This is a genomic window from Paroceanicella profunda (genome assembly GCF_005887635.2).
Lineage (GTDB): Bacteria > Pseudomonadota > Alphaproteobacteria > Rhodobacterales > Rhodobacteraceae > Paroceanicella > Paroceanicella profunda.
The window spans coordinates 894,465-917,539 of the sequence record NZ_CP040818.1; the positions used below are offsets into that span (position 1 = coordinate 894,465).

23 protein-coding genes and 2 pseudogenes are annotated in these 23,075 nt (G+C 69.5%); 2 read left to right on the top strand and 23 right to left on the bottom strand.

The annotated features are described in order from the left end of the window. Nucleotides 1–61: 61 nt before the first annotated feature. The 5 genes from FDP22_RS04045 to FDP22_RS04065 all read right to left on the bottom strand — a co-directional run bounded on the left by FDP22_RS04045 (nt 62) and on the right by FDP22_RS04065 (nt 3,794). A complete protein-coding gene (locus FDP22_RS04045) occupies nt 62–361 on the bottom strand; it encodes a putative quinol monooxygenase (RefSeq protein ID WP_138578489.1) in 300 nt (99 codons plus the stop codon). Between the two features lie 7 nt (nt 362–368). Then, nucleotides 369–1,130, bottom strand: coding sequence for an SDR family NAD(P)-dependent oxidoreductase (locus tag FDP22_RS04050; RefSeq protein WP_138578491.1), 762 nt, complete (start codon nt 1,128–1,130; stop codon nt 369–371). Between the two features lie 12 nt (nt 1,131–1,142). Continuing rightward, nucleotides 1,143–2,132 carry an acetamidase/formamidase family protein gene (locus FDP22_RS04055; protein ID WP_138578493.1) on the bottom strand — a complete coding sequence of 330 codons (990 nt, stop codon included), beginning with the start codon at nt 2,130–2,132 and terminating at the stop codon, nt 1,143–1,145. Nucleotides 2,133–2,166: 34 nt separating this feature from the next. Further along, the gene (locus FDP22_RS04060) at nt 2,167–2,589 is read right to left on the bottom strand and encodes a MarR family winged helix-turn-helix transcriptional regulator (protein WP_138578495.1); all 423 of its coding nucleotides are present in this window, start codon (nt 2,587–2,589) and stop codon (nt 2,167–2,169) included. 164 nt (nt 2,590–2,753) lie between these two features. Further along, on the bottom strand, nt 2,754–3,794 hold the full coding sequence (locus FDP22_RS04065; protein WP_239031859.1) for a substrate-binding domain-containing protein: 1,041 nt from the start codon (nt 3,792–3,794) through the stop codon (nt 2,754–2,756). Between the two features lie 248 nt (nt 3,795–4,042). Here FDP22_RS04065 and FDP22_RS04070 point away from each other — a divergent pair, with 248 nt between their 5' ends. Together FDP22_RS04070 and FDP22_RS04075 are read left to right on the top strand one after the other, a co-directional pair. Next, nucleotides 4,043–5,494: an amidase gene (locus FDP22_RS04070; protein ID WP_239031860.1), complete on the top strand. Its 1,452-nt coding sequence runs from the start codon at nt 4,043–4,045 to the stop codon at nt 5,492–5,494. Between the two features lie 27 nt (nt 5,495–5,521). Next, entirely contained in the window at nt 5,522–6,223 is a 702-nt protein-coding gene (locus tag FDP22_RS04075) for a cysteine hydrolase family protein (RefSeq protein WP_138578497.1), read from the top strand. Nucleotides 6,224–6,239: 16 nt separating this feature from the next. On the opposite strand, the pseudogene FDP22_RS25350 reads toward FDP22_RS04075, so the two are convergent. The 18 genes and pseudogenes from FDP22_RS25350 to FDP22_RS04160 all read right to left on the bottom strand — a co-directional run. Next, a pseudogene (locus FDP22_RS25350) lies at nt 6,240–6,509 on the bottom strand (hypothetical protein); the annotation flags it as partial. After that, nucleotides 6,445–6,654: pseudogene (locus FDP22_RS25355) on the bottom strand (hypothetical protein); the annotation flags it as partial. The pseudogenes FDP22_RS25355 and FDP22_RS25350, both read right to left, overlap by 65 nt. Then, nucleotides 6,587–7,435 carry an urease accessory protein UreD gene (locus tag FDP22_RS04085; protein WP_138578499.1) on the bottom strand — a complete coding sequence of 283 codons (849 nt, stop codon included), beginning with the start codon at nt 7,433–7,435 and terminating at the stop codon, nt 6,587–6,589. The gene FDP22_RS04085 and the pseudogene FDP22_RS25355, both read right to left, overlap by 68 nt. Further along, complete coding sequence (ureG, locus tag FDP22_RS04090) at nt 7,432–8,052, bottom strand: urease accessory protein UreG (RefSeq protein WP_138578501.1); 621 nt, start codon at nt 8,050–8,052, stop codon at nt 7,432–7,434. Before ureG ends, FDP22_RS04085 begins: the two co-directional genes overlap by 4 nt. Continuing rightward, the gene (gene ureC / locus FDP22_RS04095) at nt 8,049–9,749 is read right to left on the bottom strand and encodes an urease subunit alpha (RefSeq protein ID WP_138578503.1); all 1,701 of its coding nucleotides are present in this window, start codon (nt 9,747–9,749) and stop codon (nt 8,049–8,051) included. Before ureC ends, ureG begins: the two co-directional genes overlap by 4 nt. After that, nucleotides 9,746–10,423, bottom strand: a complete 678-nt coding sequence (gene ureB, locus FDP22_RS04100; RefSeq protein WP_138578505.1) for an urease subunit beta — start codon at nt 10,421–10,423, stop codon at nt 9,746–9,748. The genes ureC and ureB overlap by 4 nt, the downstream gene beginning before the upstream one ends. 37 nt (nt 10,424–10,460) lie before the next feature. Then, nucleotides 10,461–11,105 carry an urease accessory protein UreF gene (locus FDP22_RS04105; protein ID WP_170317588.1) on the bottom strand — a complete coding sequence of 215 codons (645 nt, stop codon included), beginning with the start codon at nt 11,103–11,105 and terminating at the stop codon, nt 10,461–10,463. A gap of 311 nt (nt 11,106–11,416) precedes the next feature. Further along, complete coding sequence (locus FDP22_RS04110) at nt 11,417–11,896, bottom strand: urease accessory protein UreE (protein ID WP_138578509.1); 480 nt, start codon at nt 11,894–11,896, stop codon at nt 11,417–11,419. Beyond that, nucleotides 11,877–13,397 carry an amidase gene (locus tag FDP22_RS04115; RefSeq protein WP_239031861.1) on the bottom strand — a complete coding sequence of 507 codons (1,521 nt, stop codon included), beginning with the start codon at nt 13,395–13,397 and terminating at the stop codon, nt 11,877–11,879. The genes FDP22_RS04110 and FDP22_RS04115 overlap by 20 nt, the downstream gene beginning before the upstream one ends. A gap of 10 nt (nt 13,398–13,407) precedes the next feature. Continuing rightward, nucleotides 13,408–14,922 carry an amidase gene (locus FDP22_RS04120; protein ID WP_138578511.1) on the bottom strand — a complete coding sequence of 505 codons (1,515 nt, stop codon included), beginning with the start codon at nt 14,920–14,922 and terminating at the stop codon, nt 13,408–13,410. Between the two features lie 92 nt (nt 14,923–15,014). After that, complete coding sequence (locus FDP22_RS04125) at nt 15,015–15,725, bottom strand: ABC transporter ATP-binding protein (protein WP_138578513.1); 711 nt, start codon at nt 15,723–15,725, stop codon at nt 15,015–15,017. Then, nucleotides 15,712–16,452: an ABC transporter ATP-binding protein gene (locus tag FDP22_RS04130; RefSeq protein ID WP_138578515.1), complete on the bottom strand. Its 741-nt coding sequence runs from the start codon at nt 16,450–16,452 to the stop codon at nt 15,712–15,714. Before FDP22_RS04130 ends, FDP22_RS04125 begins: the two co-directional genes overlap by 14 nt. Continuing rightward, nucleotides 16,445–17,491, bottom strand: a complete 1,047-nt coding sequence (locus FDP22_RS04135) for an ABC transporter permease subunit (RefSeq protein ID WP_138578517.1) — start codon at nt 17,489–17,491, stop codon at nt 16,445–16,447. Before FDP22_RS04135 ends, FDP22_RS04130 begins: the two co-directional genes overlap by 8 nt. Before the next feature lie 12 nt (nt 17,492–17,503). Further along, nucleotides 17,504–18,370, bottom strand: a complete 867-nt coding sequence (locus FDP22_RS04140) for a branched-chain amino acid ABC transporter permease (RefSeq protein WP_138578519.1) — start codon at nt 18,368–18,370, stop codon at nt 17,504–17,506. A gap of 11 nt (nt 18,371–18,381) precedes the next feature. Next, on the bottom strand, nt 18,382–19,620 hold the full coding sequence (locus FDP22_RS04145) for an urea ABC transporter substrate-binding protein (protein WP_138578521.1): 1,239 nt from the start codon (nt 19,618–19,620) through the stop codon (nt 18,382–18,384). Between the two features lie 327 nt (nt 19,621–19,947). Continuing rightward, entirely contained in the window at nt 19,948–21,528 is a 1,581-nt protein-coding gene (locus FDP22_RS04150; protein ID WP_430225639.1) for an alanine/glycine:cation symporter family protein, read from the bottom strand. Between the two features lie 26 nt (nt 21,529–21,554). Continuing rightward, nucleotides 21,555–21,986: a universal stress protein gene (locus FDP22_RS04155; RefSeq protein WP_138578523.1), complete on the bottom strand. Its 432-nt coding sequence runs from the start codon at nt 21,984–21,986 to the stop codon at nt 21,555–21,557. Nucleotides 21,987–22,209: 223 nt separating this feature from the next. After that, on the bottom strand, nt 22,210–23,043 hold the full coding sequence (locus FDP22_RS04160) for a hypothetical protein (RefSeq protein WP_138578525.1): 834 nt from the start codon (nt 23,041–23,043) through the stop codon (nt 22,210–22,212). Between the last annotated feature and the right edge of the window lie 32 nt (nt 23,044–23,075).

Below are 23,075 nucleotides of genomic sequence, written 5' to 3' on the forward strand. Positions count from 1 at the left end.
CGCCTGCCTTCTCCACCGCCCGCGCGGGAGACACGCGCCCGGCCCCCGGGCGCGCACCCGTTCAGGTGACGGCGGAAAACTCCCGGCAGGTCTCCAGGATCACGTCGCCCTCGATCAGCTCCGGGCCGAGGGCGAAGAACCGCGCGGTGGCGGCGGAGGCGTTGTGCCGCTCCATCGCCGCCTCGTCGGCGAAGCGCTCGTAGGTGGTGAACACCGCCGGGTCGGCGAGGGACTGCGCGAGGTGGAAGCCGAAGGTCTCCGGCTCCTCGGCCTGCACGTGGGCGGCGACGTCGAGCAGGGCGGCGCGCATCGCCTCCTCCTTGCCCGGCTGTGCCCGGATGATGGCGGTGATGGTGATCATGGCCGCCTCAGAGCTGGATGCCGCGGGTGAGCGCGCCGTCCACCACCAGGTTGGTGCCGGTGGTGAAGGAGGAGGCGGGCGAGGACAGGAACACCACCGCGCGGGCCACCTCGTCCGGCCGGCCCATGCGCCCCGTGGGGTTCAGCGCCAGCGCCCTGGCGAAGAGCTCCGGATTGTTTTGCTCCACGTTCTCCCAGACGCCGCCCTTGAAATAGGTGTTGCCGGGCGAGACGGTGTTGCAGCGGATCATCTTCGGCGCCAGTTCCAGCGCCATGCGCTGCATGTAGTGCACCAGGGCCGCCTTGAAGGCGCCATAGGCGGGGCCGGTGAAATCCGCCTCGCGGCCCGACACGCTGGAGACGGCGCAGATGGAGCCTGCCGCGGATTTCTCAAGCTGCGGCAGGGCGGCGTTCACCAGCCGCACGGTGTGCATCATGTCGGTGGCGAAGCCGGCCTCCCAGGCCGCCTCGTCATCGCCCAGCGCCAGGGCGGAGACATTGGCGACAAGGATGTCGATGCCGCCCATGGAGGCAGCGCTCCCGGCCACCCAGGCCTCCAGCGCGCCCTTGTCGGACACATCCACCGACGTGCCCTTGATCAGCCCGAGGCTGCCGGAGAGCGCGGTTTCCGCCGCCGCCACCTCCTCCGCGTTGCGGGCGCAGAAGGCCACGTTGGCGCCTTCCGCGGCGAAGATGTCCACGCAGTGCCGGCCGATGCCCTTGCTGCCGCCGGTCACCAGCACGTTCATGCCGCTCAGTCCGAGATCCATGTGTGAGCCCCCTCAGGCCAGGTAGGTTTTCAGCATCGAGGCGCCGAGCGAATATTTCGGGTCGACCATGTTGCCCACCCGAACGCGCCCGGCCTGCGTGCAGAGGAAATAGGCCTCTGTCTCATCATAGCCGTAATCGTCCACCATCCAGCGGATGAGGTCGCGGTAGGCCATGCGGGCCGCGTCCTCCATCGGGCGGGCGGAGCCGATGCTCATGATGAAGCGCTCGTTCTCCAGCCGCACGCCGGGGATGGACCAGCCCTTGATCAGGTCCACCTGGATGACGGTGGTGGAGTTCATCTCCACCGCCACGCCACACAGCTCGCCGTCGCCCTGCGTGCCGTGGCAGTCTCCGAGGTAGAGATAGGCGTCCGCGTGCAGCACGGGGAAGTAGACCACGGCGCCGGGGGCCACGTCCGGCATGTCCATGTTGCCGCCCCAGTAGTCGGGCTGCAGCGAGCTCACCGCCTCCATGGCCGGGCTCACGCCCAGCGTGCCGATGAACGGCTCATAGGGGAGCGTCACGCGGTCGGAGAACTTCACCCCGCCCTCGCGCGTCACCTCCATCTTCTTCACCGCCTCGGGCAGCGGCGCGTTGAGCATCGCGGTCTGCGCGGTGGCGACCAGGCCGCCGAACTCCGGCAGCAGCGCGGTGGTGCCCGCGGGCTGGGGCCCGCGCGGGTCGATGGAGAGGATGCGCACGGCCAGCGTGTCGCCCGGCTCGGCCCCCTCCACGGCGATGGGGCCGTTCTGGGGGTTCACGAAGGGCATCTTCAGCACCTTCGAGGGCAGGTCGGCCTCGGTCTTCACCGCGCCGCCGAAAGCGTCCAGCGTCTCCACTTCCACCACGTCGCCCGGGGCGATGCGCAGCACCGGCTCCACGAAGGGGCCATAGACGTAGCGGTAGGGGCCCTGCTGCGCCTCGGTGATGGTGTGGCGCGCGCGCGCCTCGCCCGCGGCCACGCCGCGCCGGGCCATGATCGACCCCTCGAACCAGTCCATGCCGTATCTCCCCCTCAGGATACCGGCGGCGGTGTCAGCGCTCCTTCAGCTCCAGAAGGAGGGTGCGCAGGGCTGCCACGTCCGCCTCGTCGAAAATCTCGGAAATATGCTTCTCATGCGCCTTCGACACGCCGGAGAGCCGGCGGTACTGCGCCTCGCCCGTGGGTGCCATGGACACCTTCACCCGGCGGCGGTCCCGCTCGTCGGGCATGCGGAACACCAGCGTGTCGGACACCATGCGGTCGATGATCTTGGTCAGCGTCGCCGGCTCCACCAGAACCATGGCGGCAAGCTCGCCCATCGAGAGCGGGCCGTTCTGGTCCAGCGCCTCGAGGATGCGGAACTGCTCGATGGCGATGCCGCCGGGGCGGAGCCGCTCTGCCAGGTCCTCCTCCAGACGCCGGTTCACGCTTGCAATGATGTAGCCGAGCTGCTCGGTCAGCCTGGGGCCCGCCATGTGTCCTCCTGAAAATGATCCCGAAGGCGATATTGTTGCCGTTTTGTGTTTCTCGGGTTCAAATAGGGTACCACCGGACAGCGATCAAGAAAAATCGCGGGCCCGGCGGCAGGCGGACGCGAGGTCACTGCGAAACCGGCCCGTCAGGAGACCGGGCCGGAAGATCAGACCGTGGCGCGCACGATGAATTCCGTGCCATCGGCCTCGGCAATGTGGATCGGCGGGCGGCGGCGCGCGCCGGGCAGGCCGAGCATGGCCATCGCATCCGCCCGGCCGAAGCGATTCGAGGTGAGCCGGGCCATCTCGCCGCCATGCACCCGCCCCACGGAGCGCGCCAGTGCCGCGGCCAGGTGCACGCCGTCGTAGCAGCCCAGCGAATACACGTTCACCGGCGGGCGGGAATTGCCGTAGCCGCGCTCATAGGCCGCCACCATCTTCTCCCGGCCCTGGCTGCGCAGGCTGTCGAAATAGGTGTGCACGGCGTAGAGGTTCTCCGCGTTCTCCGGCGCCACGCCCCAGAGCAGCGATTCGTCGAAGGCGAGGCCCAGCCGCAACATGTTGCGCGCCATGCCGCTTTCCCCGAAGGCCCGGTTGAAGGCCACCGCCTCCTCGCCCAGCAGCACCGAGATCACCACGTCCGGGCGGATGGCGCGGATCTGGTCCATCACGTAGGAATAGTCCCGCTCGCCGAAGGCCAGCAGCGAATCGCCCACCAGGCGGCCACCGGCCTCGGTGACCGCGGCCTCGGCCGTGCCATGCGCCACGCGCGGCCAGATGTAGTCGTTTCCGACGTAGTAGAACCGCCGCGCGCCGCGCTGCTCGGCCAGCCAGCCGATGGCCGGCGCCAGCACCTCCCAGTCGGTGATGCCGGTGGCCACGGTGCCGGGGCCGCAGTAGCCGCCCTCGTACTGGCAGGTGTAGATGTAGGGCACGCTGCCGCCGAGGCCCTGGCGCACCGCGGGGCGCAGGTTGCTCGGCTGCATGCCGATCACCGCGTCCACACCATGCTCCGCGGAGAGCCGGCGCGCGGCGGCGGCGGCGGATTCGGTGGTGGTACCGGCATTTGCGGGCACCAGTTCGACCTCGCGGCCGTAAACCCCGCCGGCCGCGTTCAGTTCGGCCGTCGCCAACATCGCGCTGGCCTCGCAGCCCGGGGTCCACAGACCCATCGGCCCCGTGTGGGACAGGATCAGACCAAGTTTCATCGCCGCCTCCCTGTTGGCGGGTGTGACCAGGTTCGGCCGCCGCGGTGCGAACGGCCTGTTTTCGGTGGCACGAAGCTGGCTGGGCTGGCGTTTTCGCTCTCCGGCGGCCGATGACGGGCCGCGACATGCCCCGCCTGGTGCATTGCATCATTGTGACGCTCACAAGATTCCCCTTGCCATGCAATATTTTTTTATTCAACCTTTTCCAAATCCAATATATTCGATCCAGCAGCAGAAGAGTCCGTCCCTTGAACATCTCCGCAAAGCCGCCTGCCGTCCGGGGCGCCGCCCTGCCCGACCTCGACCTCATGGAGGTTTCCGCCATGATCGCCACCCGCCAGGTCGGGCCGGTGGAGGTGACCGAGGCGGTGCTGGCGCGGATCGAGGCCGTGGACGGAACCCTGGGGTCCTACATCACCGTGATGGCGGACCATGCGCGCGAGCGTGCGGCCATCGCGGAGGCCGAGATCGCCGCCGGCCTGCGCCGCGGCCCGCTGCACGGCGTGCCCGTGGCGGTGAAGGACCTGTGCGAGACCGCCTACGCCCCCACCTCCGCCGGGATGCAGATCCACAAGGGCGTGGTGACGGGGCGCGATTCCACCGTCGTCTCGCGGCTGGAGCGCGCCGGCGCGGTGCTGCTGGGCAAGCTGGCGATGACCGAGGGCGCCTATTCCGGCCACCATCCGAAGATGCCCACGCCGCTGAACCCGTGGAACCGCGAGGCCTGGGCCGGCTCCTCCTCCTCCGGCTCCGGGGCGGCCACGGCGGCGGGGCTGTGCTACGGCTCGCTGGGCTCGGACACCGGCGGCTCCATCCGCTTCCCCTCCTCCGCCAACGGGCTCACCGGGCTGAAGGGCACCTGGGGGCGGGTGAGCCGCCACGGGGTGTTCGCGCTGGCCGACAGCCTGGACCACGTGGGCCCGATGACCCGGTCCGCGCGCGACACCGCCGCGATGATGGGCGTGCTCGCCGGCGCCGACCCGCTGGACCCCACCGCCCTGCAGGCCCCGGTGCCGGATTACCTCGCCGCCTGCGGGCCCAACATCCGCGGCCTGCGCATCGGGCTGGACGAGGACCAGGTGCTCGGCGCCACCGATGCGCAGACATCGAAGGCCCTGCAGGAGGTCGTCGCCGTGCTGCGCGAGCTTGGTGCCCACGTGGTGCCGGTGAAGCTGCCGGTGGCGCCCGAGCTCACCGAGCAGTGGACGGTGCTCTGCGGCATCGAGGTGGCCATCGCCCATGCGGAGACCTACCCGGCGCGCAAGGCCGAATACGGCGCCCATCTCGCCAGCCTGATCGACCTCGGCCTCTCGGTGAGCGGCGATGCCGTGGGCCGGGCCATGCAGTGGCGCCTGGTCTACAACGGTGCCATGGCCGCCGCGATGCAGGGCGTGGACATGATGATCCTGCCGGTCACCGCCGGGCGCCTGCCCATGCTCGACAACCCCTACGGCGCCCCCGCCGCGGACCCGGAGAACCCGGACCTGGGCGACCTGCTGAAGTTCACCGCGCCCGCGGACCTCACCGGCTTCCCCGCGCTCACCCTGCCCGGCGGTTTCGACGAGGCGGGCGTGCCGATCGGCTTCCAGCTCATGGGCCCCGCCCTGTCGGAGGCCGCCCTGCTGGGCGCCGGCCACGCCTACCAGACCCTCACCGACTGGCACACCCGCCGCCCGGACCTCTCCGGCCTCACCGCCTGAGCCGCCCGATCCGCCGAGGAGAGACAGATGCACAAGATCGACATTCCCGAGGAGATCCTTGCCCGCTCCCGCGCGCTGCGCGGCGAGAAGCCGTTCCTGTTCGCGGAGATAGACCCCACGCGCACCGCCCATGTGGTCATCGACCTGCAGGACGGGTTCATGGTGGAGGGCGCGCCGGTGGAGGTGCCCGTGGCGCGCGACATCGTGGGCAACGTGAACCGCATCACCAGGGCGCTGCGTGCCGCGGGCGGCACCATCGTCTACACCCGCTTCACCTCGGACCCCGCCTCCTGGAGCGCCTGGTACGCCCGTGGCTACATGACCCCGGAGCGCGCGGAGGAGCACCGCGAGGCCTTTGCCCCCGGCGCGCCCTACCACAAGCTGTGGGACGCGCTGGACGTGGCGGAGGGCGACATCATCGTTGACAAGACCCGCTTCTCCGCCTTCACGCCCGGCACCTGCGACATGCACGAGCAGCTGCAGGCCCGCGGCATCGACACGCTGATCATCACCGGCACCCTGTCGAACTGCTGCTGCGAGAGCACGGCGCGCGACGGCATCCAGTTCAACTACGGCGTGGTCTTCGTGGCCGACGCGAACGCGACCCATACGGATGCGGAGCACAATGCCGTCCTCTCCAACATGATCACCCTCTTCGCCGATGTGCAGGACACCGAGCAGGTGCTCGCCGCCATCGAGGCCGGGGTCCGGCGCGCCAGCGCCGCCTGAGGCCCGGGGGGCTCCCTCACCCCGATCCCTGGCCCCGCCGCTTCCCGGCGTCGGGGCACCCTGTCACCCCGGTCCGCACCTCGAGCGGGGTGAAACCTCCCCTCCGCCCCGCCCGGGGTGGAGGGGCTTTTCCCTTGCCTCCTCCGGAACGCGAGCCGTCGGGCGTCGGGCGTCGGGCGTCGGGCGTCGGGCGTCGGGCGTCGGGCGTCGGGCGTCGGGCGTCGGGCGTCGGGCGTCGGGCGTCGGGCGTCGGGCGTCGGGCGTCGGGCGTCGGGCGTCGGGCGTCGGGCGTCGGGCGTCGGGCGTCGGGCGTCGGGCGTCGGGCGTCGGGCGTCGGGCGTCGAAGGCCCATCACGCATCCCGTCAGCCGTCAAGCGCTGTCGCAATCGCGGCGCCCAGCCGCGCCTTTGCCGCCACCAGCGCCCCGCCATCGCGCGAGACCAGCCGCAGGGTGAGGCCGGCGCCGCCGCGCAGCTCGGCGGAGGCGGCGTAGCCCTCGGCCAGCGGCAGGGGCCCGGGCGGGAAGGCGGACCGCACGCCGGAAAGCCGCGCGGCCGGCCCCAGGATGGTGAAGGCGCCGAAAGCCCCCGCCCCGCCGGGCAGGCGGGAGAGGGCGCGCAGCCCGTCCTCGTCCACCGCCTGATGCTCGCGCAGGATCACCCGCCCGTCTGGGCGGCGCAGAACCGTATCCGCGCGCCAGGACGCGCCCGCCTGCGCCGGCGCGCCGGGGTGCTGGCGGCAGAAGCCGTCGAAGAGCACCAGCAGGCCGGTCTCCGCCACCACGGCGTCAAGCCGCTGGGCGATGCAGGCGCCGGCGGTGAGCACCCAGGGCTCCGGCAGCAGCTCCAGCCGGGCCCCCGCGCCCACCGCGATGTCCCAGCCCACGCGGGACGGGCCGCCGCCGCCATGCACCAGCGTGGCCCCGGCGCTGATGATCCGGGCAGCGGCACCGGGTTCGGCTTCCAGCCGGGTCTCCCACCGGTCGCCGGGCAGCAGGGCGGCGGCGGCGGCCTGCGGCAGCACGGTGAGCAGGCCGGGCTCCAGCCGGAAGCCGCGCGGCAGCGACCAGGGCCAGCTCACCCGGCGCCGGGCGATGCGGGTGGCGCCGTCCGCGCCCGGCGCGAAGGCGAGGTCGAGCTGGCGCGCGGGTGCCAAGCCCGGGGGAGGCGCGCCGACGGGCCCGCGCGCCGGCACGGGGGCGGAGACCGTCATGGCTCCGCCGGCGTGAACAGCACGTCGCGCCGCAGCCGGGCGATGATCTCGGCCACCCCCGCCCCGCGCCGGCAGTCGGAGGCGAGCACCGGCCGCCCCGCCCGCGCCGCCTGCGCGGTGGCGAGCATGGCGGGGAAGTCCACCCCCACATGGGGGGCAAGGTCGGTCTTGTTGATCACCAGCAGGTCGCACTGCAACACGCCGGGGCCGCGCTTGCGGGGGATGTCGTCTCCCCCCGCCACGTCGATCACGAAGAGCCAGTAATCCACCAGGTCGAGCGAGAAGGTGGAGGCCAGATTGTCCCCCCCGCTCTCGATCAGGATCAGCTCCAGCCCGGGGAACTGCCGCTCCAGCCGGTCGGCGGCGGCCATGTTCAGCGTCGGGTCCTCGCGGATCACCGTGTGCGGGCAGGCCCCGGCCTGCACCGCGAGGATGCGCTCGGGCGCCAGCCGCCCGCCGCGGCGCAGGCGCTCGGCGTCCTCATCCGTCACCAGGTCATTCGTGATCACGGCGACATCGGTGCCATCGGCGGCGAAAGCCTCCAGCATCCGCTCGATCAGCGCGGTCTTGCCCGAACCCACCGGACCGCCGATCCCCACCCGGGCCGCGGCGCTCATCGCAGGAAATACCGGCGGGCGAGCGGCACCTCGGCCACCGGCGCGCAGGTGAGCAGCCGCCCGTCGGCCCGCACCTCGAAGGTGCGCGGGTCGACCTCCACCTTCGGCAGGGCGGCGTTGCGCACCATGTCGGCCTTGGTGAGCGCCCGGGTGGAACGGATCGGCACGAAGGGTTTGCGCACCCCCAGCCGGGCCTCCGCCCCGTCCATCGCAAGCCGGCTGACGAAGGTGACGCCCAGGTGATGCTTCGCGCTGCCCAGCGCGCCCCACATCGGCCGGTGGACCATCGGCTCCGCCCCGATGAAGGAGCCGTTCGCGTCACCCATCGTGGCCCAGACGATGGTGCCGGACTTGATGACGGTGGCCGGTTTCGCCCCGAAGCTCGCCAGCGGCCAGAGCACGATATCGGCCATCTTGCCGGGGGCGAGCGAGCCGACGTGATCGTCGATCCCCGCCGCGATGGCGGGGTTTATGGTGAGCTTGGCCATGTAGCGGAGGATGCGCTCGTTGTCGGCCTTCGCGGTGCGCTCCTCCGGCAGGCGGCCGACCCGATCCTTCATCGTGCTCGCAAGCTGCCAGCATTTCGCCACGTTCTCGGCCAGCCGGCCCATGCCCTGAGTGTCGGTGGCGAAGATCGAGATCGCGCCCATGTCGTGCAGGAAATCCTCCGCCGCCATGCTTTGCGGGCGGATGCGGGCCTCGGCGAAGGCCACGTCCTCGATGAGATCGAAGCTCATCATATGGGCCAGCATGGTCATCGGCAGGCCTTCCTCCAGCGCCGCGGCGGTGAAGGGGTTGGTCGGGTTGGTCGAGGAGGGCAGCACATTGGCATGACCGTTCACGGCCAGGATGTCCGGCGCGTGGCCGCCGCCCGCACCCTCGGTATGGTACATGTGGATGGTCCGCCCGGCGATGGCGGCCATGGTGTCCTCGTAGAAGCCGAATTCGTTGATCGTGTCGGTGTGCAGGTGGACGGAGAAATCGGCGGCGTCGGCGGCGCGCAGGCAGCCGTCCATCACCGCGGGCGAGGCGCCGAAATCCTCGTGGATCTTCACGCCCAGCGCGCCGCCGGCCACGCTCTCGGCCACCGCCTCGGGGTTGGACGCCCCGCGCCCGAGGAAGCCGAAGTTCAGCGGGTATTCGTCCGCCGCCTGGATCAGCCGGCCCAGCGTGTGCGGCCCGGAGCAGCTCACGTCGAAGGCCGGGCCCGGCGACATGCCGATCATCGTCGTCGTGCCGCCCGCCAGCGCGTGCCAGGCCTGCTGCGGCGAGAGGAAATGCGCGTGCGCCTCGATGGCGCCGGGGGTGACGACATGGTGGTCCCCGTGCACCACCGTGGTGTTCGGCCCGGTCACCAGGTCGGGGTGGACGCCGTCCATGATGTCCGGATTGCCGGCCTTTCCGATGCCCACGATGCGCCCGCGCCGGATGCCGATATCGCCCTTCACGATGCCCAGCAGGGGGTCGATGATGAGCGCGTTCTGGATCACCATGTCGAGCGCGCCGGACGCGTCGGTGCCGGTGGTGCGGAAGCCCTCGCCGTCTCGCATCGCCTTGCCGGCGCCGGTGGTGAGCTCGTCGCCGTAGCTGGTGTGGTCATGCTCCACCTCGGCCAGCAGCGCGGTGTCCGCGAGGCGGAACATGTCGCCCGTGGTCGGGCCGTAGAGGGCGGCGTATTGCGCGCGGGTGAGGTTCATGCGCCGTACCCCTTGTCCTTCAGGGCGCGGAGCCCGGCGTCGCGGGTGTCCTCCACCCCGCCCTCGGCGAGGCCGGCGAACCCGTGGATGCGCTGCAACCCGCCGAAGGGCACCAGGGTCACCCTGCGGGCAATGCCGGGGTCGAACCGCTCGCCGCCGCCGGAGGGCCGGTCCAGCCGCATCCCCCAGGCCGCCGCGCGGTCAAACTGCAGCGCGCGGTTGGTCTCGGCGAAATGGGCGTGCGAGCGGACCTGGATCGCCCGGTCGCCCGTGTTCAGCACCTCGATCTCGCGGCGCGGCCGGCCGGGGTTGAGCGCGATCTCGCCCTCGGCGGGGAAGATCTCGCCGGGGATGATACCGGGCTCCGCCCCGGGCGGGATCGGGTCGAACACCGTGACCAGCTTGGTGCCCTCGGCCATCGACACCTCGACCGAGAAGGTCTTCAGCATCTGCGGCACGCCCGGCTCCACGTCCTCCGCCGCCAGCAGGGTTCCGGCCAGGCTCACCAGCGCCGGGTGGTCGAGCCCGGTGCGCGCGGCAGTGAGGATCTCGTCAGCGAGGTAGGCCACCGCCTCCGGATGGCTGAGGCGGATGCCGCGCGCCCGGTAGGCCCGGGCCAGTTCCGCGGCGGTGAAGATGGTCAGGCGTTCCATCTCGGTGGGGGTGAGGTGCATGGGCGCTCCTTCGGCATGACGGATGGACGGGGGGCGGTCAGTTCACGAAGAGCCGGTCCGGGGCGGGGCGCAGCAGCGCCACGTCCGAGACCGGCGCGAACCCCGCCGGCAGCGTGCCCTCCGGCGGCGGGCTTTCGGCATGGCGGGCGATGAGCGGGGCAAGCTCGGCCAGGTGGCGCTGCGCGGCAATCGCGCCCAGCGCGCCGAGCCGGACCGCGGCGGAGACCAGCGCCCGCGCCACCCCTTGCCCCGAGAGCGCAAGCGCGGTTTCCAGCGGCAGGCCAGCGGCGCGCCAGACCGCGCCCTGCATCACTGCAAGATGCCCGTGGAGCGCCCCCCCGGCCACCGCATCGCGCAGGCCGGCCGCGCCGGGCAGGCCCATGGCGGCGGTCGCGGTGAGGAAGGCCGCCCCGGCGGCGGCGGACTGGACGCGCACCGCCTCGGCCCAGAGGCACTCGTCCACCAGCCGGTCCCAGGCGCCCGGGTCCGGCCCGGCGCGCCAGCCCCCGGCAAGCGCGGGACAGTCGAAGGGCGCCCAGCGGCGGCCCAGCTCCTGCGCCAGCCAGGGGCCGATCCCCGCGCGGGAGGTCCGCCCGTCCCGCAGCGCGGTCTCCAGCCCCCAGGAAAACGCGAAGCCGCCGGAGGGAAAGGCGCTGTCCCCCAGCCTCAGGGCCAAGAGCAACCCGCCGACATCCCGCGCCGCCCTGCCCCGGACCTGATCCGGGGCCTCCGGGCCGGGGGCGACGGCAGACGGGCCGGAGTCGGGCGCGCCGGAAACATCGGAGTCAGCGCGGGAGTCCTCCTGCAGTGCCGGGCCGAGGGCAAGCGCACAGGCCACGGCCGGGCTGACGGCCGACACACCGGCGGGAGAAGCGCCGGGCGCGGGCATTCCTGCGGCAGGCGTGCCCGGCGCGGTCGGGTCGGCGGTGCGCGGGCCGGGCGCAGGGGGCGCGAGGTCCCGGGTCAGGCCCGGGACGGGGGGCGCGTCGCCGCTCACCGGGGCGCTTCGGGGGCGATGATGTCGAAAGGCGCGTAGGCGGCAACGTCGGCGAGACGGTCGAGATAGCCCTGTTCGGGACCGTCGAGGATCACCTCCAGCACGTCGCCGGTGAAATCCACCTTCCAGTGCAGGTTGCCGCAGCAATGGCCCAGCCGCAGCGCTGCCTCCACCGAGTGCGGACGCAGGCGCAGGCGGGCCCCGCTGTCGATGCGCGCGACAATGGCGAGATCCGCGCCCAGGTGCAGCACCGCGCCGTCCGACAGCCGGGCGGACCGCTCCAGCGCGATGGCGCAGGCGCGGCCCCGGTCGGTGGTGACCCGCATCCTCCGCCGCGCAGCCTCGGCGGCGGGCACGGCGATCACCTCCAGCCGGCCGCGATGCTCCAGCGCGTGCAGGCGCTCATGCAGCCCCCTCTCCCCGGCATGGCCGAGGATGGCGGTCAGCAGCAAGGGTTCAGAGGCTGCGCCAGTCATGGCTCGCCTCGAATGCGCCGGCGGCGCGGTAGATCGCCGGCTCGTTGAACTTCTCCGCCACCAGTTGCAGCCCCACCGGCAAGCCCTTCGAGGTCATCCCGCAGGGCAGGCTCATCGCCGGGTGGCCGGTGTAGTCATAGGGAGCGGTGTTGCCGAGCATGGTCCAGGCATGGGTGAGAAAGTCCATCCGCGGCGTGCCCGGGGCGGGCAGCTCGGGCGCCGCATGGGCCGTGGTGGGCATGAGCAGCAGGTCGTAGCGGGCGAAGACCTCGGCGTATTTGCGGGCATAGAGCGGCCGCAGGTTCTGGCCCTTCGCATAGATCCGCCCGCCGAATTTCTTCATCACCCAGGCGCCGAAGACGGTCATGGAATTCACCGTGTCGGGGAAGTCGTTCGCCCGCCGGGCGATGGCATTGTATTTCTCGATCAGCGAGGGCGGGTAGAAGCTGGACGCGCCGGAGGCGAGGCCCTGCCCGTAGGTGAACTGCCGCACCATGCCTTCCGCGATCATCGGCATGAAGAACACGCCGATCTCGTCATGCGCGGGCACGGAGACCTCCTCCACCACGGCGCCGAGGGCGGCGAGCTTCGCCGCGGCGGCACGCACGCAGGCGTCGACCTCCGGGTCGCTCTCCGGGCGGCCGAAGCCCTCGCTCAGGATGCCGATGCGCATGCCCTCCACGCCCTTGCCCACGAAGTCGGCATAGGGGTGGGTTGTGACCACGCCCTGGCGCATGTCCCAGCCGTCGGGTCCGGCAAGCACCTCCAGCATCGCGGCATTGTCGGCCACGGTGCGGGTCATCGGGCCGGTGTGGTCGATGGTGACCTCCATCGACATGATGCCCGAATAGGGCACCAGCGAATGGGTGGGCTTCAGCCCGACGATGCCGCAGAAGGAGGCCGGCATGCGGATCGACCCGCCCTGGTCGCCGCCGATGGCGAGGTCGGCCTCGCCGCTTGCCACCAGCGCGCCGGAGCCGGAGGAGGAGCCGCCGGCCGAATGGGCCGGGTTCACCGGGTTCAGCACATGGCCGGTGTCATTGGTGTGGCTGGAGCCGGAGAGGCAGAAATACTCGCAATGCGCCTTGCCCAGCACGGTGGCACCGGCGTCGAGCAGGCGGGTGACGACGGTGGCGTCCACCTCCGGCACGTAGCCCTCCATCAGCCCCGCGCCGTTCATGCAGCGCATCCCGGCCACGAGGACATTGTCCTTCAGAACCACGGTCTTGCCCTTCAGCGGGCCTTCCGCGGCACCCTCGATGGTGGATTTCACGTACCAGGCGTTGAGGGGGTTTTCCTCCGGCCCGGGCTGGGTGCCGGGGGTGCGCGGGTAGCGCACCTCCGGCAGGTTGTCGGGCAGCTGCAGCGTGGCGTTCGCCGCCGCCACGAAGCCGGAGATCGCCTGCCTCAGGAAAGCGGTGTCCTCGGGCGTGTAGGCGGCGCCGAAGGAGGCGCCGATCTCCGCGATCTCGGCTTCGGTGGGGTGAATGGGCATGACCATGATGCGCTCCTCAGAAGCTCTTCCAGTCGCCCGAGCCCTCGAAGGCGGAGGCGGCCTGATAGAGCGTGGCCTCGTCCCAGAACTTGCCCACGAGCTGCATGCCCACCGGCAGGCCGTCGACCATGCCGCAGGGGATGCTCAGCGCCGGATGGTGCGAGATGTCGAAGGGCGAGGTGTTGGCCAGCATCTCGAAGGCGCGGGCGACGTAATCCTCGCGGCTCGCGTCCGGGGCGGGCAGCGGGGTGGCCTTCATCGGCGTGGTGGGCATCAGCAGCATGTCGTAATCGGCCAGCACCGCGTCATAGGCGGCGCGCAGCGTGGCGCAGAGGTTCACCGCCTTGCCGTAGAAGCGCTTGCCGTAGGCCTGATCGATATAGGCGCCGAAGAGCATGCAGAGCTTCAGGGTTTCGGACAGCTCGTCCGCCCGCTCGCGCCAGCCGCGGTGGAAGTCCATCAGCCCGGTCACGTAGAGGTCCTGGCGTGAGACGCCGTAGCCGTCGCCCAGCATCATGGTCTGGGTCAGGCCCTCCAGGCCGATGGGTGCCCAGAGCGCGGCGCCGAAGAGATGCATCGGAATCGACACCTCCTCCACCGTGGCGCCGAGGCCCTTGAAGCGCTCCGCGGCCTCGCGCACCTTCGCGTCCACGGCCGCCTCGCTCACCGCATGGCCGAAGCCCTCCTTCAGCACGCCGATCTTCAGGCCCGCGGCGCCCTTGCCGAGCGCTTCGGTATAGGCGGCGGTCTTCACCCCGATCTGGCGGCTGTCATAGCCGTCCGGCCCGGCGAGCACCTCCAGCAGCAGGGCGTTGTCGGCCACGGTGGCGGTGATCGGGCCGGTATGGTCGATGTAGATCTCGATCGGCATCACGCCGGTGTAGGGCACGAGACCATGGGTGCCCTTCATGCCCACCGTGCCGCAGTAGGAGGAGGGCATGCGGATGGAGCCGCCCTGGTCGCCGCCGATCGCCATGTCCACCGCGCCCGACCCCACCAGCGCGGCCGAGCCGGAGGAGGAGCCGCCGGCGGAATAGCCCGTCTTGTGCGGGTTGTGCACCGGGCCCTGCGCGCCGGTGTGGCTGCCGCCCGAGAGACAGAAACACTCGCACTGCGCCTTCCCCATGATGGTGGCGCCGGCGTCCAGCATGCGGGTGACGATGGTCGCGTCCACGTCCGGCACATAGCCCTCCAGCGTGGAGGAGCCGTTCATCATCGGCACGCCGGCCAGCATCACGTTGTCCTTCAGCGCCACGGTGCGGCCCTTGAGCTTGCCCTCGGGCGCGCCCTGCACGGTGGATTTCACGTACCAGGCGTTGAGCGGGTTCTCCGCGGCCGGCGGCCGGGCGCCCGGGGTGCGCGGATAGGTGACGAGGGGCAGCGCGTCCGGCGTGCGGTCCACGATGTTGTAGGCCTCCACATAGCCCGCCATCAGGCCCTTGAAGGAGGTCACGTCCTCGGCGCTGAGGTTGAGCCCGAGGCTCTCTGCGATGTCGGCGAGCTGGGTGTCGGTGGGTGCCTTGACGGCCATTGTGATACTCCCTTGGTGAAGCCTGCGCGCGGGCAAGCCTTCTGCGGTCCGCCCCTCGGGGCAGATGATGAAAGCCGCTGCTCCCGGTGGGATCAGGCGGCGAAGCCCATGAATTCGCTCACGGCCTGCGGGTCGGTCAGCCGGTCACGCGGGATCTCGCTGTCGAGCACCCCGTTGGCGATGGCATAGACCCGGTCCGAGAGGCCGGTGATGAAGTCGAGATTCTGCTCCACGAGGACGATGGTGATGTCCTGGCGCGCGGTGAGCACCTTCAGCGTGTCGGAGATCTCGTCGATGATGGAGGGCTGGATGCCTTCGGTCGGCTCGTCCAGCAGCATCAGCTTCGGGCGCCGGCACAGGCAGCGGGCGAGCGCGAGGAGCTGCTGCTCACCGCCCGAGAGCGCGCCGCCGCGCCGGTCCAGCAGGCGCTTGAGGCGGGGGAACAGCTCCAGGATCTCGGCGATGATCGGCCCGGTGTCCCCCTTCTGGGTGGCGATGCCGACCATCAGATTGTCCTCCACCGAGAGGTTCGGGAAGATCTCCCGCCCCTGCGGCACGAGGCCGAGGCCGGCGCGGGCGCGCGCGTTCACCGAGAGGCCGCGAATGTCCGCCCCGTCGAAGGAAATCTCCCCGCCGGTCACCTTCACATAGCCCATGATGGCGCGCAGCAGCGTGGTCTTGCCCATGCCGTTGTGCCCGAGAATGCCCACCACCTCCCCCGCCTCGGCGCGGAAGTCGACCCGGTGCAGCGCCGGCACCACGCCGTAGGACGCCTTGAGACCGCGAACTTCAAGCAGCGACATCGGCCTGTTTCCCCAAGTAGATTTCCTGCACCGCGCGGTCGCGCATGATCTCGTCGATCGGCGCCTCGCGGAAGATGGCGCCGCGGTTGAACACGGTCACCTGTTTCGCGATCTGGCGGATGAAGGCCATGTCATGCTCCACCACGATCACCGAGGCGTTGCGCGACAGTTCCAGCACCAGCCGCGCCAGCCGGTCGCGCTCATCGCCGGTCATGCCGGCGGCGGGTTCGTCCAGCAGCACGAGCGACGGCTCGCCGGCCAGCACCATCGCCAGCTCCACGAGCTGGCGCTGCCCGTGCGAGAGCAGGCCCACCTCGCGCTTCGCGAGATCGGCGACACCGCATTTCACCAGCATCTCCTCGGACTTCTGCCGCGCCATGGGCGCGAGATGCTTGCGGCGGGCGGAAAGCCGGACGTTCTCATAGGCCGAGAGCCCGTTGAACAGGTTCGGCACCTGGGTCTTGATGCCGATCCCGAGCTTCACGATGTCATGCGTCAGCCATCCGGTGATCGGCTGGCCGCGAAACTCCACCACGCCCTCGGTGGGGGTGAGCTGGCCGGTGAGGCACTTGAAGAAGGTGCTCTTGCCCGCGCCGTTGGGGCCGAGCAGGCAGCGCAGCTCGCCCTCGTTCAGCGCGAAATCCACGTGGTCTACCGCGGTCACGCCGCCGAAGCGCATGGTGAGGCCGGTGGTGCGGATCACCTTGTGGTCGTCCGGGTCAGACATCGGAAGCCACCTCCTTTGCGGGCGGGGCGCTGCGCTCGCGGCGGCGGAACATCTCCCAGCCGGTGAGCGCCCAGTGGCGGAACGAGGGCACGAGGCCGCGCGGCAGGACCAGCACCAGCACCATCAGGATCGCCCCCAGGATGACGAAGTTGTTCAGGAACTGCAGGGTGCCGAGCTTGAGCGACAGCCATTGCAGCAGGATCACCCCCATGATCGGGCCCACCAGCGTGCCCACCCCGCCGGCCATCACCCAGATCAGCGCCTTGGCGGACATTTCCAGGCTGAAGGCGTTGGGGTCGATGAAGGTCTGGTAGGTGGCCCACATGGCGCCGGCCATGCCGGCGATGCCGGAGCCGAGCGCGAAGATGATCACCTTGTGGCGGCGCACGTCGTAGCCCAGCAGCGAGGAGCGGGTCTCGTTCTCGCGGATGCCCACGGAGACGCGGCCGAAATCCGAGGCGATGAGCACGCGCAGCCCGATGTAGACCACGATGAGCAGGAACATGAAGAAGGAGAACATCTGCGCCGGGTCCAGCCAGGCCTCCGGGTCTCCCGGCATGTTGAGGATCGGGATGGAGGGGATGCCGTTGAACCCGCCCAGACGCGCGTCGCCGATGGAGTATTCCGGGCCGGCGGTGTGGTTGATGATCTTCCAGAAGATCAGCGTCACCACCATGGTCACCACGCCGAGATAGACGTCCGACAGCCGGCCGTAGAACATGAAATAGCCCAGCGCCGCGCCGAAGGCCGCCGGCAGCACGAAGCTCAGGATGAAGGGAAAGGTGGTCTCGCCCATGTTGATCGAGGCGACGGCGAAGGTGTAGGCGCCCAGGCCGAAGAAGCAGGACTGGCCGAAGCTCAGGATGCCCCCGAACCCCCAGATGTAGGCCAGCGACAGCGCGTAGACCGAGAGCACCACATATTGGGTGACCTGCATGATGGTGAACAGATCGAACCAGATCGGCGCGCCGAACATGATCAGGACGCCGATCAGCACCATGATGTAGAAGCCCGGATCCTTGACGACGGGTTTTTCCATGTTGCGGGGTCCTCAGAGGCTGCGGGTGAAGATGCGGCCCGTGATGCCCTGCGGCAGCAGGCGCAGGAGCACGAGGGCGGCGAGAAGCAGGGCGGCGTCGCCGTAGACGGGCCCGGTGGCGATGGTGGTGGCCTGGGAGATGGAGCCGAGCAGGGTGGAGGCCGAGAGCGTGCCCGCCACCATGGAGGCGCCGCCGGTGATCACGGTGATGAAGCTCTGCCCGACGAAATTCACCCCCATGGTGGGCACCACGCCGGTGAGCGGCGCCAGCAGCCCGCCGGCAAGCCCGGTGACCGCGGAGCCCACCCCGAAGGTGGCCATGTAGACCCAGGTGGTGCGCACGCCCAGCGCCTCGGCCATGGCCGGGTTCTGCATGGTGGCCCGGGCGATGAGCCCGATCTTGGTGAACTTCAGCACGCTCCAGATGGCGAGCAGGAACAGCGCCGCGAAGCCGATGAGCACGAAGTTGTAGGCCGGGATGGAATAGGCGCCGATGTCCACACTGCCCAGCGGCGTGGACACCCCCTCCACCGTGTTGCCGAAGATCAGCGTCACGCCGCCGATCATCAGCAGGCTCAGCCCCCAGGTGGCCAGAAGGCTGTCGAGGATGCGCCCGTAGAGAAAGCGGATCACCAGCCGCTCCACCAGCACCCCGAACAGGCCCACGCAGAGCGGCGCCAGGATCAGGATGGCCACCCAGATGTTCACGCCGACCTTGGTCGACATGATCACCGTGTAGCCCCCGAGCATCAGGAACTCGCCATGGGCGAAGTTGATCACCCGCATCATGCCGAAGATGATGCCGAGCCCGGCGGCCAGCAGCACCAGCCATGAGATGGCACGCAGCATCTCGATCACGACGATGATCGCATAGTCCATGGCGGGTCTCCTCAGTTCAGGCTGATCTCGTGGTGCACGTTGGCGTTCGGATCTTCCTCGAGGTTGCACACCATCTGGGTGTCGGCGGGCTGCACCTGCGAATACTTCTCCTTGATGATGAACTCGTGGTCCTTCAGGTCGGCGATGTAGACGTCGCGGATGGCGTGGTGGGTCTTGGGGTCGATCGAGACCTTGCCGGCCGGCATGTCATAGGTCTTGCCGCTCTCGATCACCTCCAGGATGGGCTCACGGTCCAGCGTGCCGGCTTCCTTCACCGCGTCCGCCCAGATCATCATGCCCTCCCAGGTCACTTCCGCGAGTTCGGAGAGCACCGGGGTGTTGTCCGGGTAGGCGGCGACGATCTTCTCCTTCCAGGCGATGTTGGCCGGGGTGTCGATGGTCGGGTAGTAGCCGAAGGAGGTGATGATGCCGTCGCCCTCTTCCGGGGTCATGATGATCGGCTCGGACCCGCCGGCGCCGAAGGTGGTCGAGGCCATCGGGATGCGGCTCTTCATGCCGGCGGCGGCCCACTGGCGGTAGAAGCCGAAATGCCCCGAGCCCACCAGCGCGGAGAGCACGATGTCCGGCGCGGCGGACTGGATCTTCGCGATGGTGGAGCCGAACTGGGTGACGTCGAGCGGGAAGAACTCCGTCTCGATCACCTCGCCGCCGTTCTCCTCCACGTAGCGCTTGAACCAGGCGGCGGTGATGTGGCCGTAGTTGTAGTCCGCCGCCACGGTGTAGACCTTCTTGCCCCAGAGGTTCATCACGTAGGGGATGAGCTTCTCCACCGTCTGCGCGGGCGTGGTGCCCAGGGTGACCTCGTTGCGGTCGCACACGCCGCCCTCGTAGAGCGTGTTGTAGAAGTAGAGCGTCTTGAAGCGGTGGAAGATCGGGCGGATGGTCTCGCGGCTCGCCGAGGTGATGCCGCCATGCACCACGGCCACCTTGTCCTTCAGCGCCAGCTGGGTGGCGTACTGGGAGTAGAGCGACATGTTGGACTGCGGGTCGTAGATCACCGGCTTCAGCGGCCGGCCCAGAAGGCCGCCGCCGGCGTTGATCTCGTCGATGGCGAGATTGAGGATCTGGTTCATCGGGATGCCGCTGGTGTCCAGCCCGCCGGACAGGTCGTGCAGGCCCCCGACCAGGATCGCGTCATCGTCGGCCAGCGCGGCATAGGGCAGTGCGACACTGCCGGCGGCAAGCGCCGCGGAAGACTGCAGGAAACGGCGGCGGCTCAGCTTGGTCATGTCCTTGGGCCCTTTCGGTATGGAAAATCCGTCGGGGACAAACTGGCGGATGCAACGCTTGAAGCGTCAAAGATTTTTCACGCGAGCGCGGGAGAAATGCAGCGAAACGCCCCTGGTGCTGAAAATATGAGCGGATGCAGCCGTGCGCGCCCAGAAAGCGCGCAAGCAATTACCAGAAATTTCTACTATCGAAAATGAGTGTTTAACCATTTTCCGAGCAGCGGCGAATCACCTTCGCGGCCCGGGTGGCCGGCGCCGGCCGCACAGGCCGGAACCGGGCCCGGGAGGCTGCGCGCCCGCCCGGCCTGGCCGGGCGGGCGCATCGGCTCAATGCTTGAATTTCCGGATTTCGCCGGACTTCAGCCGCGCGGAATACGACAGCAGCTCGCGCTTCACGATCGGCATCAGGAAGTAGAGGCCGATGATGTTCACCACCGCCATGGCGAAGATCGCCGCGTCGGAGAAATCGATCACCGGGCCGAGGCTCATCGCCGCGCCGATGATCACGAACAGGCAGAACAGCAGCTTGTAGATGACCTCCGAGGTCTTGCCCTCGCCGAACAGGTAGGTCCAGGCCTTCAGCCCGTAGTAGGACCACGAGATCATGGTGGAGAAGGCGAAGAGCACCACCGCCACCGCCAGCACGTAGGGGAACCAGCTGATGGTGGTGCCGAAGGCGAGCGAGGTGAGCTCGACCCCCGAGGAGCCGTCAGCGGTGGCGATGGAGCCGGAGGCGGCGTCCCACACGTAGAGCCCGGTTTCCGGATCCTGGTTCAGCACCCCGGTGATGACGATGACCAGCGCGGTCATGGTGCAGATCACCACGGTGTCGATGAAGGGCTCCAGCAGCGAGACGAACCCCTCGGTGATCGGCTCCTTGGTGCGCACCGCCGAATGGGCGATGGCCGCGGACCCCACGCCGGCCTCGTTGGAGAAGGCCGCGCGCTTGAAGCCCTGGATCAGCGCGCCGGCCAGGCCGCCGGCAATGCCGAGCCCGGTGAATGCGCCCTCGAAGATCTGCCCGAAGGCCCAGGGGATCTGGCTCGCATTGCCGATCAGGATGATCAGCGCCGCCCCCACGTAGATCACCGCCATCAGCGGCACGATCTTCTCGGTCACCTGCGCGATGGACTTGATGCCGCCCACGATCACCACGAAGACGATGATCGCCATGATGATGCCGGTGATCCAGCCGTTGCCGGACAGGAAGCTCGCCTCGCCGCCGGTGATGTTGACCAGCTGGGCATGGGCCTGGTTGGCCTGGAACATGTTGCCCCCGCCCCAGGAGCCGAGGATGCAGAAGATCGAGAACAGCACGGCCAGCACCTTGCCGATCGTGCCGTAGCCGCGCTCCGTCATCCCCTTGGTGAGGTAGTACATCGGGCCGCCGGAGACCGTGCCATCCGCGTATTCATTGCGGAATTTCACGCCCAGCGTGCATTCGGTGAACTTCGAGGCCATGCCCATCAGCCCGGCGAGGATCATCCAGAACGTCGCCCCCGGGCCGCCGATGCCCACGGCCACCGCCACGCCGGCGATGTTGCCCAGCCCCACCGTGCCCGAAAGCGCCGTGGCCAGCGCCTGGAAATGGCTCACCTCGCCCGCGTCGTTCGGGTCCGAGTAGTCGCCCTTCACCAGGGCGATCGCATGGCCGAAGGCGCGGAACTGCACGAAGCCGAAATACACGGTGAAGATCGTCGCGCCCACCACCAGCCACAGCACGATCCACGGAAAGGACGTGCCCGGCAGCGGCGCGAAGATGAAGCTCACGAACGGGCCGGTAACCGCCCCGGCAACGGCGTTGATGGTCGCGTCGATCCCCTCCGGCTCCACCTCCTGGGCGAAGGCGGCCATGGGAAGCAGCAGGCACAGCAGCGCGACGAATGGCGCGAGAAATGTCTTGATCATGCTTGAATCTCCGGCGGATGGGCGCGTCATGGCACGATGACGGTGGGGACGGGCGCGGCCTGCGCCAGACCGAGCGACACGGTTCCGAAAACCCGGGCACTCATCGAGGAGGAGGTGGTCCTGCCGACGAAGACCATGGTGGCTTCGAGCTTCTTCACCGTCTCGATCACCAGGTCGACGACCGACCCGTAGCGGATCTCGCCCTCGGCGGGGATGCCCTTGTCGGCCAGGAGCTTCAGCACCGGGTCCAGCACCGCCGAATGGGCGCGCGACAGCTCTTCGCGTCGTCGCACATGCCGCTGTTCAAGCTCCTCCGGTGTCAGGAAACTGTAGGGAGACCATTCCAGAACATGCACCAGGAAGAGCCTGGCTCCGGCCTTCTGTGCACGTTCGGACGCATAGTCCACGACATTCATGTCATCGCCTGAATAGGCGACGACGAAAGTCTCCTGCGTCATCAGGATAAACTCCTTCCCTGCTTCAGATTTCGGTGATCCCCATTGATTTTATTCAAATTCAATCAATCTGGCGCCGGATTGCCGCGGGCTGTCAACAATTTGATAATAAATTGGCGCAATTCTGCTGGATTTCGGGAAAATTAGATGCAAATGCCGCGCGCTCCGGCGGAGAGGCCGGGGCGCGCGGCCCTGCCGGGGCCGGTCCGCATACGGTGCCGAGGGCTCAGAACACGTCGAGCAGGCCCTCGGTGGCAACGCCGTCCTTCAGCTCGCGCAGGCGCGCATAGGCGAGCGAGATCACCACGCAGTAGAAGACCGTGGCCGCGGACTGGACGACCGCCTCGACCAGCACATAGACCAGCCCCAGGCCGCCGGCCATCATCCCCATCGAGCCCATCATCGCGACGGAGCCGCCCAGAAGCAGCGCCAGCCCGGCCTGCAGCACCAGGGAAAACACCATGACGATGATGGCGGTGAGCAGCCCCAGCCCGACCAGCGGCCAGCGGTAGTTCTTCGTCAGCGCCTGGCTGCGGCCCATGGCGCGGAACCCGGCGCGTTCGATCACCACCGCCGGCACCGTGAGGCAGAGCACCGCCGCCAGCCACAGGCCTGGAACCAGCACGAAACCGAGACACACCAGAATCGCCAGCGACGCGGCAAAGCCCAGCACCAGCAGCGGAACGATGTTGCGCAGGGTGCTGCTCACGTAGCGCCCGATGTCCAGCGGCCGGCCGAGCCGCGTGTCGAAGGCCGCCTGCACCACCAGCGCGGTGACCAGGCTGGGCCCGATGACGCCCAGGATGCCGTTGACCGCGATCCGCCAGCCCTCGCTTGCCAGCGTCATCGCCTCCATGTCGGGCCCGTCCGGCGCCCCGAGATCCGGTGTGAGCAGCACGCGCTGGATCAGCGACACCACCAGCACCGGTACCAGCGCCAGCAGCACCAGCGGCACGAACCGCCGGAGCAGGATGCTGAACGCCTCACTGATGAGGGTTCCCACGCCCAGGGGCGGGCGCGGGTCTGACGGCGGCAGCGGGTCTTCCGGCATGGCGGTCATGAATGTCTCCCTTCGTTCAACTGTGGCGGCCG

Excerpts from the sequence above, each read along its gene's own strand:
- FDP22_RS04125 (WP_138578513.1), bottom strand. The coding sequence starts at position 15,725 with ATGTCGCTGCTTGAAGTTCGCGGTCTCAAGGCGTCCTACGGCGTGGTG.
- FDP22_RS04045 (WP_138578489.1), bottom strand. The coding sequence starts at position 361 with ATGATCACCATCACCGCCATCATCCGGGCACAGCCGGGCAAGGAGGAG.
- FDP22_RS04145 (WP_138578521.1), bottom strand. The coding sequence starts at position 19,620 with ATGACCAAGCTGAGCCGCCGCCGTTTCCTGCAGTCTTCCGCGGCGCTT.
- FDP22_RS04055 (WP_138578493.1), bottom strand. The coding sequence starts at position 2,132 with ATGGACTGGTTCGAGGGGTCGATCATGGCCCGGCGCGGCGTGGCCGCG.
- FDP22_RS04115 (WP_239031861.1), bottom strand. The coding sequence starts at position 13,397 with ATGGTCATGCCCATTCACCCCACCGAAGCCGAGATCGCGGAGATCGGC.
- FDP22_RS04085 (WP_138578499.1), bottom strand. The coding sequence starts at position 7,435 with ATGACGGTCTCCGCCCCCGTGCCGGCGCGCGGGCCCGTCGGCGCGCCT.
- FDP22_RS04150 (WP_430225639.1), bottom strand. The coding sequence starts at position 21,528 with ATGATCAAGACATTTCTCGCGCCATTCGTCGCGCTGCTGTGCCTGCTG.
- ureC (WP_138578503.1), bottom strand. The coding sequence starts at position 9,749 with ATGAACCTCACCCGCGCGCAATACGCCGCCCTCTACGGCCCGACCACG.
- FDP22_RS04120 (WP_138578511.1), bottom strand. The coding sequence starts at position 14,922 with ATGGCCGTCAAGGCACCCACCGACACCCAGCTCGCCGACATCGCAGAG.
- FDP22_RS04110 (WP_138578509.1), bottom strand. The coding sequence starts at position 11,896 with ATGACTGGCGCAGCCTCTGAACCCTTGCTGCTGACCGCCATCCTCGGC.
- FDP22_RS04050 (WP_138578491.1), bottom strand. The coding sequence starts at position 1,130 with ATGGATCTCGGACTGAGCGGCATGAACGTGCTGGTGACCGGCGGCAGC.
- FDP22_RS04160 (WP_138578525.1), bottom strand. The coding sequence starts at position 23,043 with ATGACCGCCATGCCGGAAGACCCGCTGCCGCCGTCAGACCCGCGCCCG.
- FDP22_RS04135 (WP_138578517.1), bottom strand. The coding sequence starts at position 17,491 with ATGGAAAAACCCGTCGTCAAGGATCCGGGCTTCTACATCATGGTGCTG.
- FDP22_RS04060 (WP_138578495.1), bottom strand. The coding sequence starts at position 2,589 with ATGGCGGGCCCCAGGCTGACCGAGCAGCTCGGCTACATCATTGCAAGC.
- FDP22_RS04075 (WP_138578497.1), top strand. The coding sequence starts at position 5,522 with ATGCACAAGATCGACATTCCCGAGGAGATCCTTGCCCGCTCCCGCGCG.
- FDP22_RS04130 (WP_138578515.1), bottom strand. The coding sequence starts at position 16,452 with ATGTCTGACCCGGACGACCACAAGGTGATCCGCACCACCGGCCTCACC.
- FDP22_RS04140 (WP_138578519.1), bottom strand. The coding sequence starts at position 18,370 with ATGGACTATGCGATCATCGTCGTGATCGAGATGCTGCGTGCCATCTCA.
- FDP22_RS04155 (WP_138578523.1), bottom strand. The coding sequence starts at position 21,986 with ATGACGCAGGAGACTTTCGTCGTCGCCTATTCAGGCGATGACATGAAT.
- ureG (WP_138578501.1), bottom strand. The coding sequence starts at position 8,052 with ATGAGCGCCGCGGCCCGGGTGGGGATCGGCGGTCCGGTGGGTTCGGGC.
- ureB (WP_138578505.1), bottom strand. The coding sequence starts at position 10,423 with ATGCACCTCACCCCCACCGAGATGGAACGCCTGACCATCTTCACCGCC.
- FDP22_RS04065 (WP_239031859.1), bottom strand. The coding sequence starts at position 3,794 with ATGAAACTTGGTCTGATCCTGTCCCACACGGGGCCGATGGGTCTGTGG.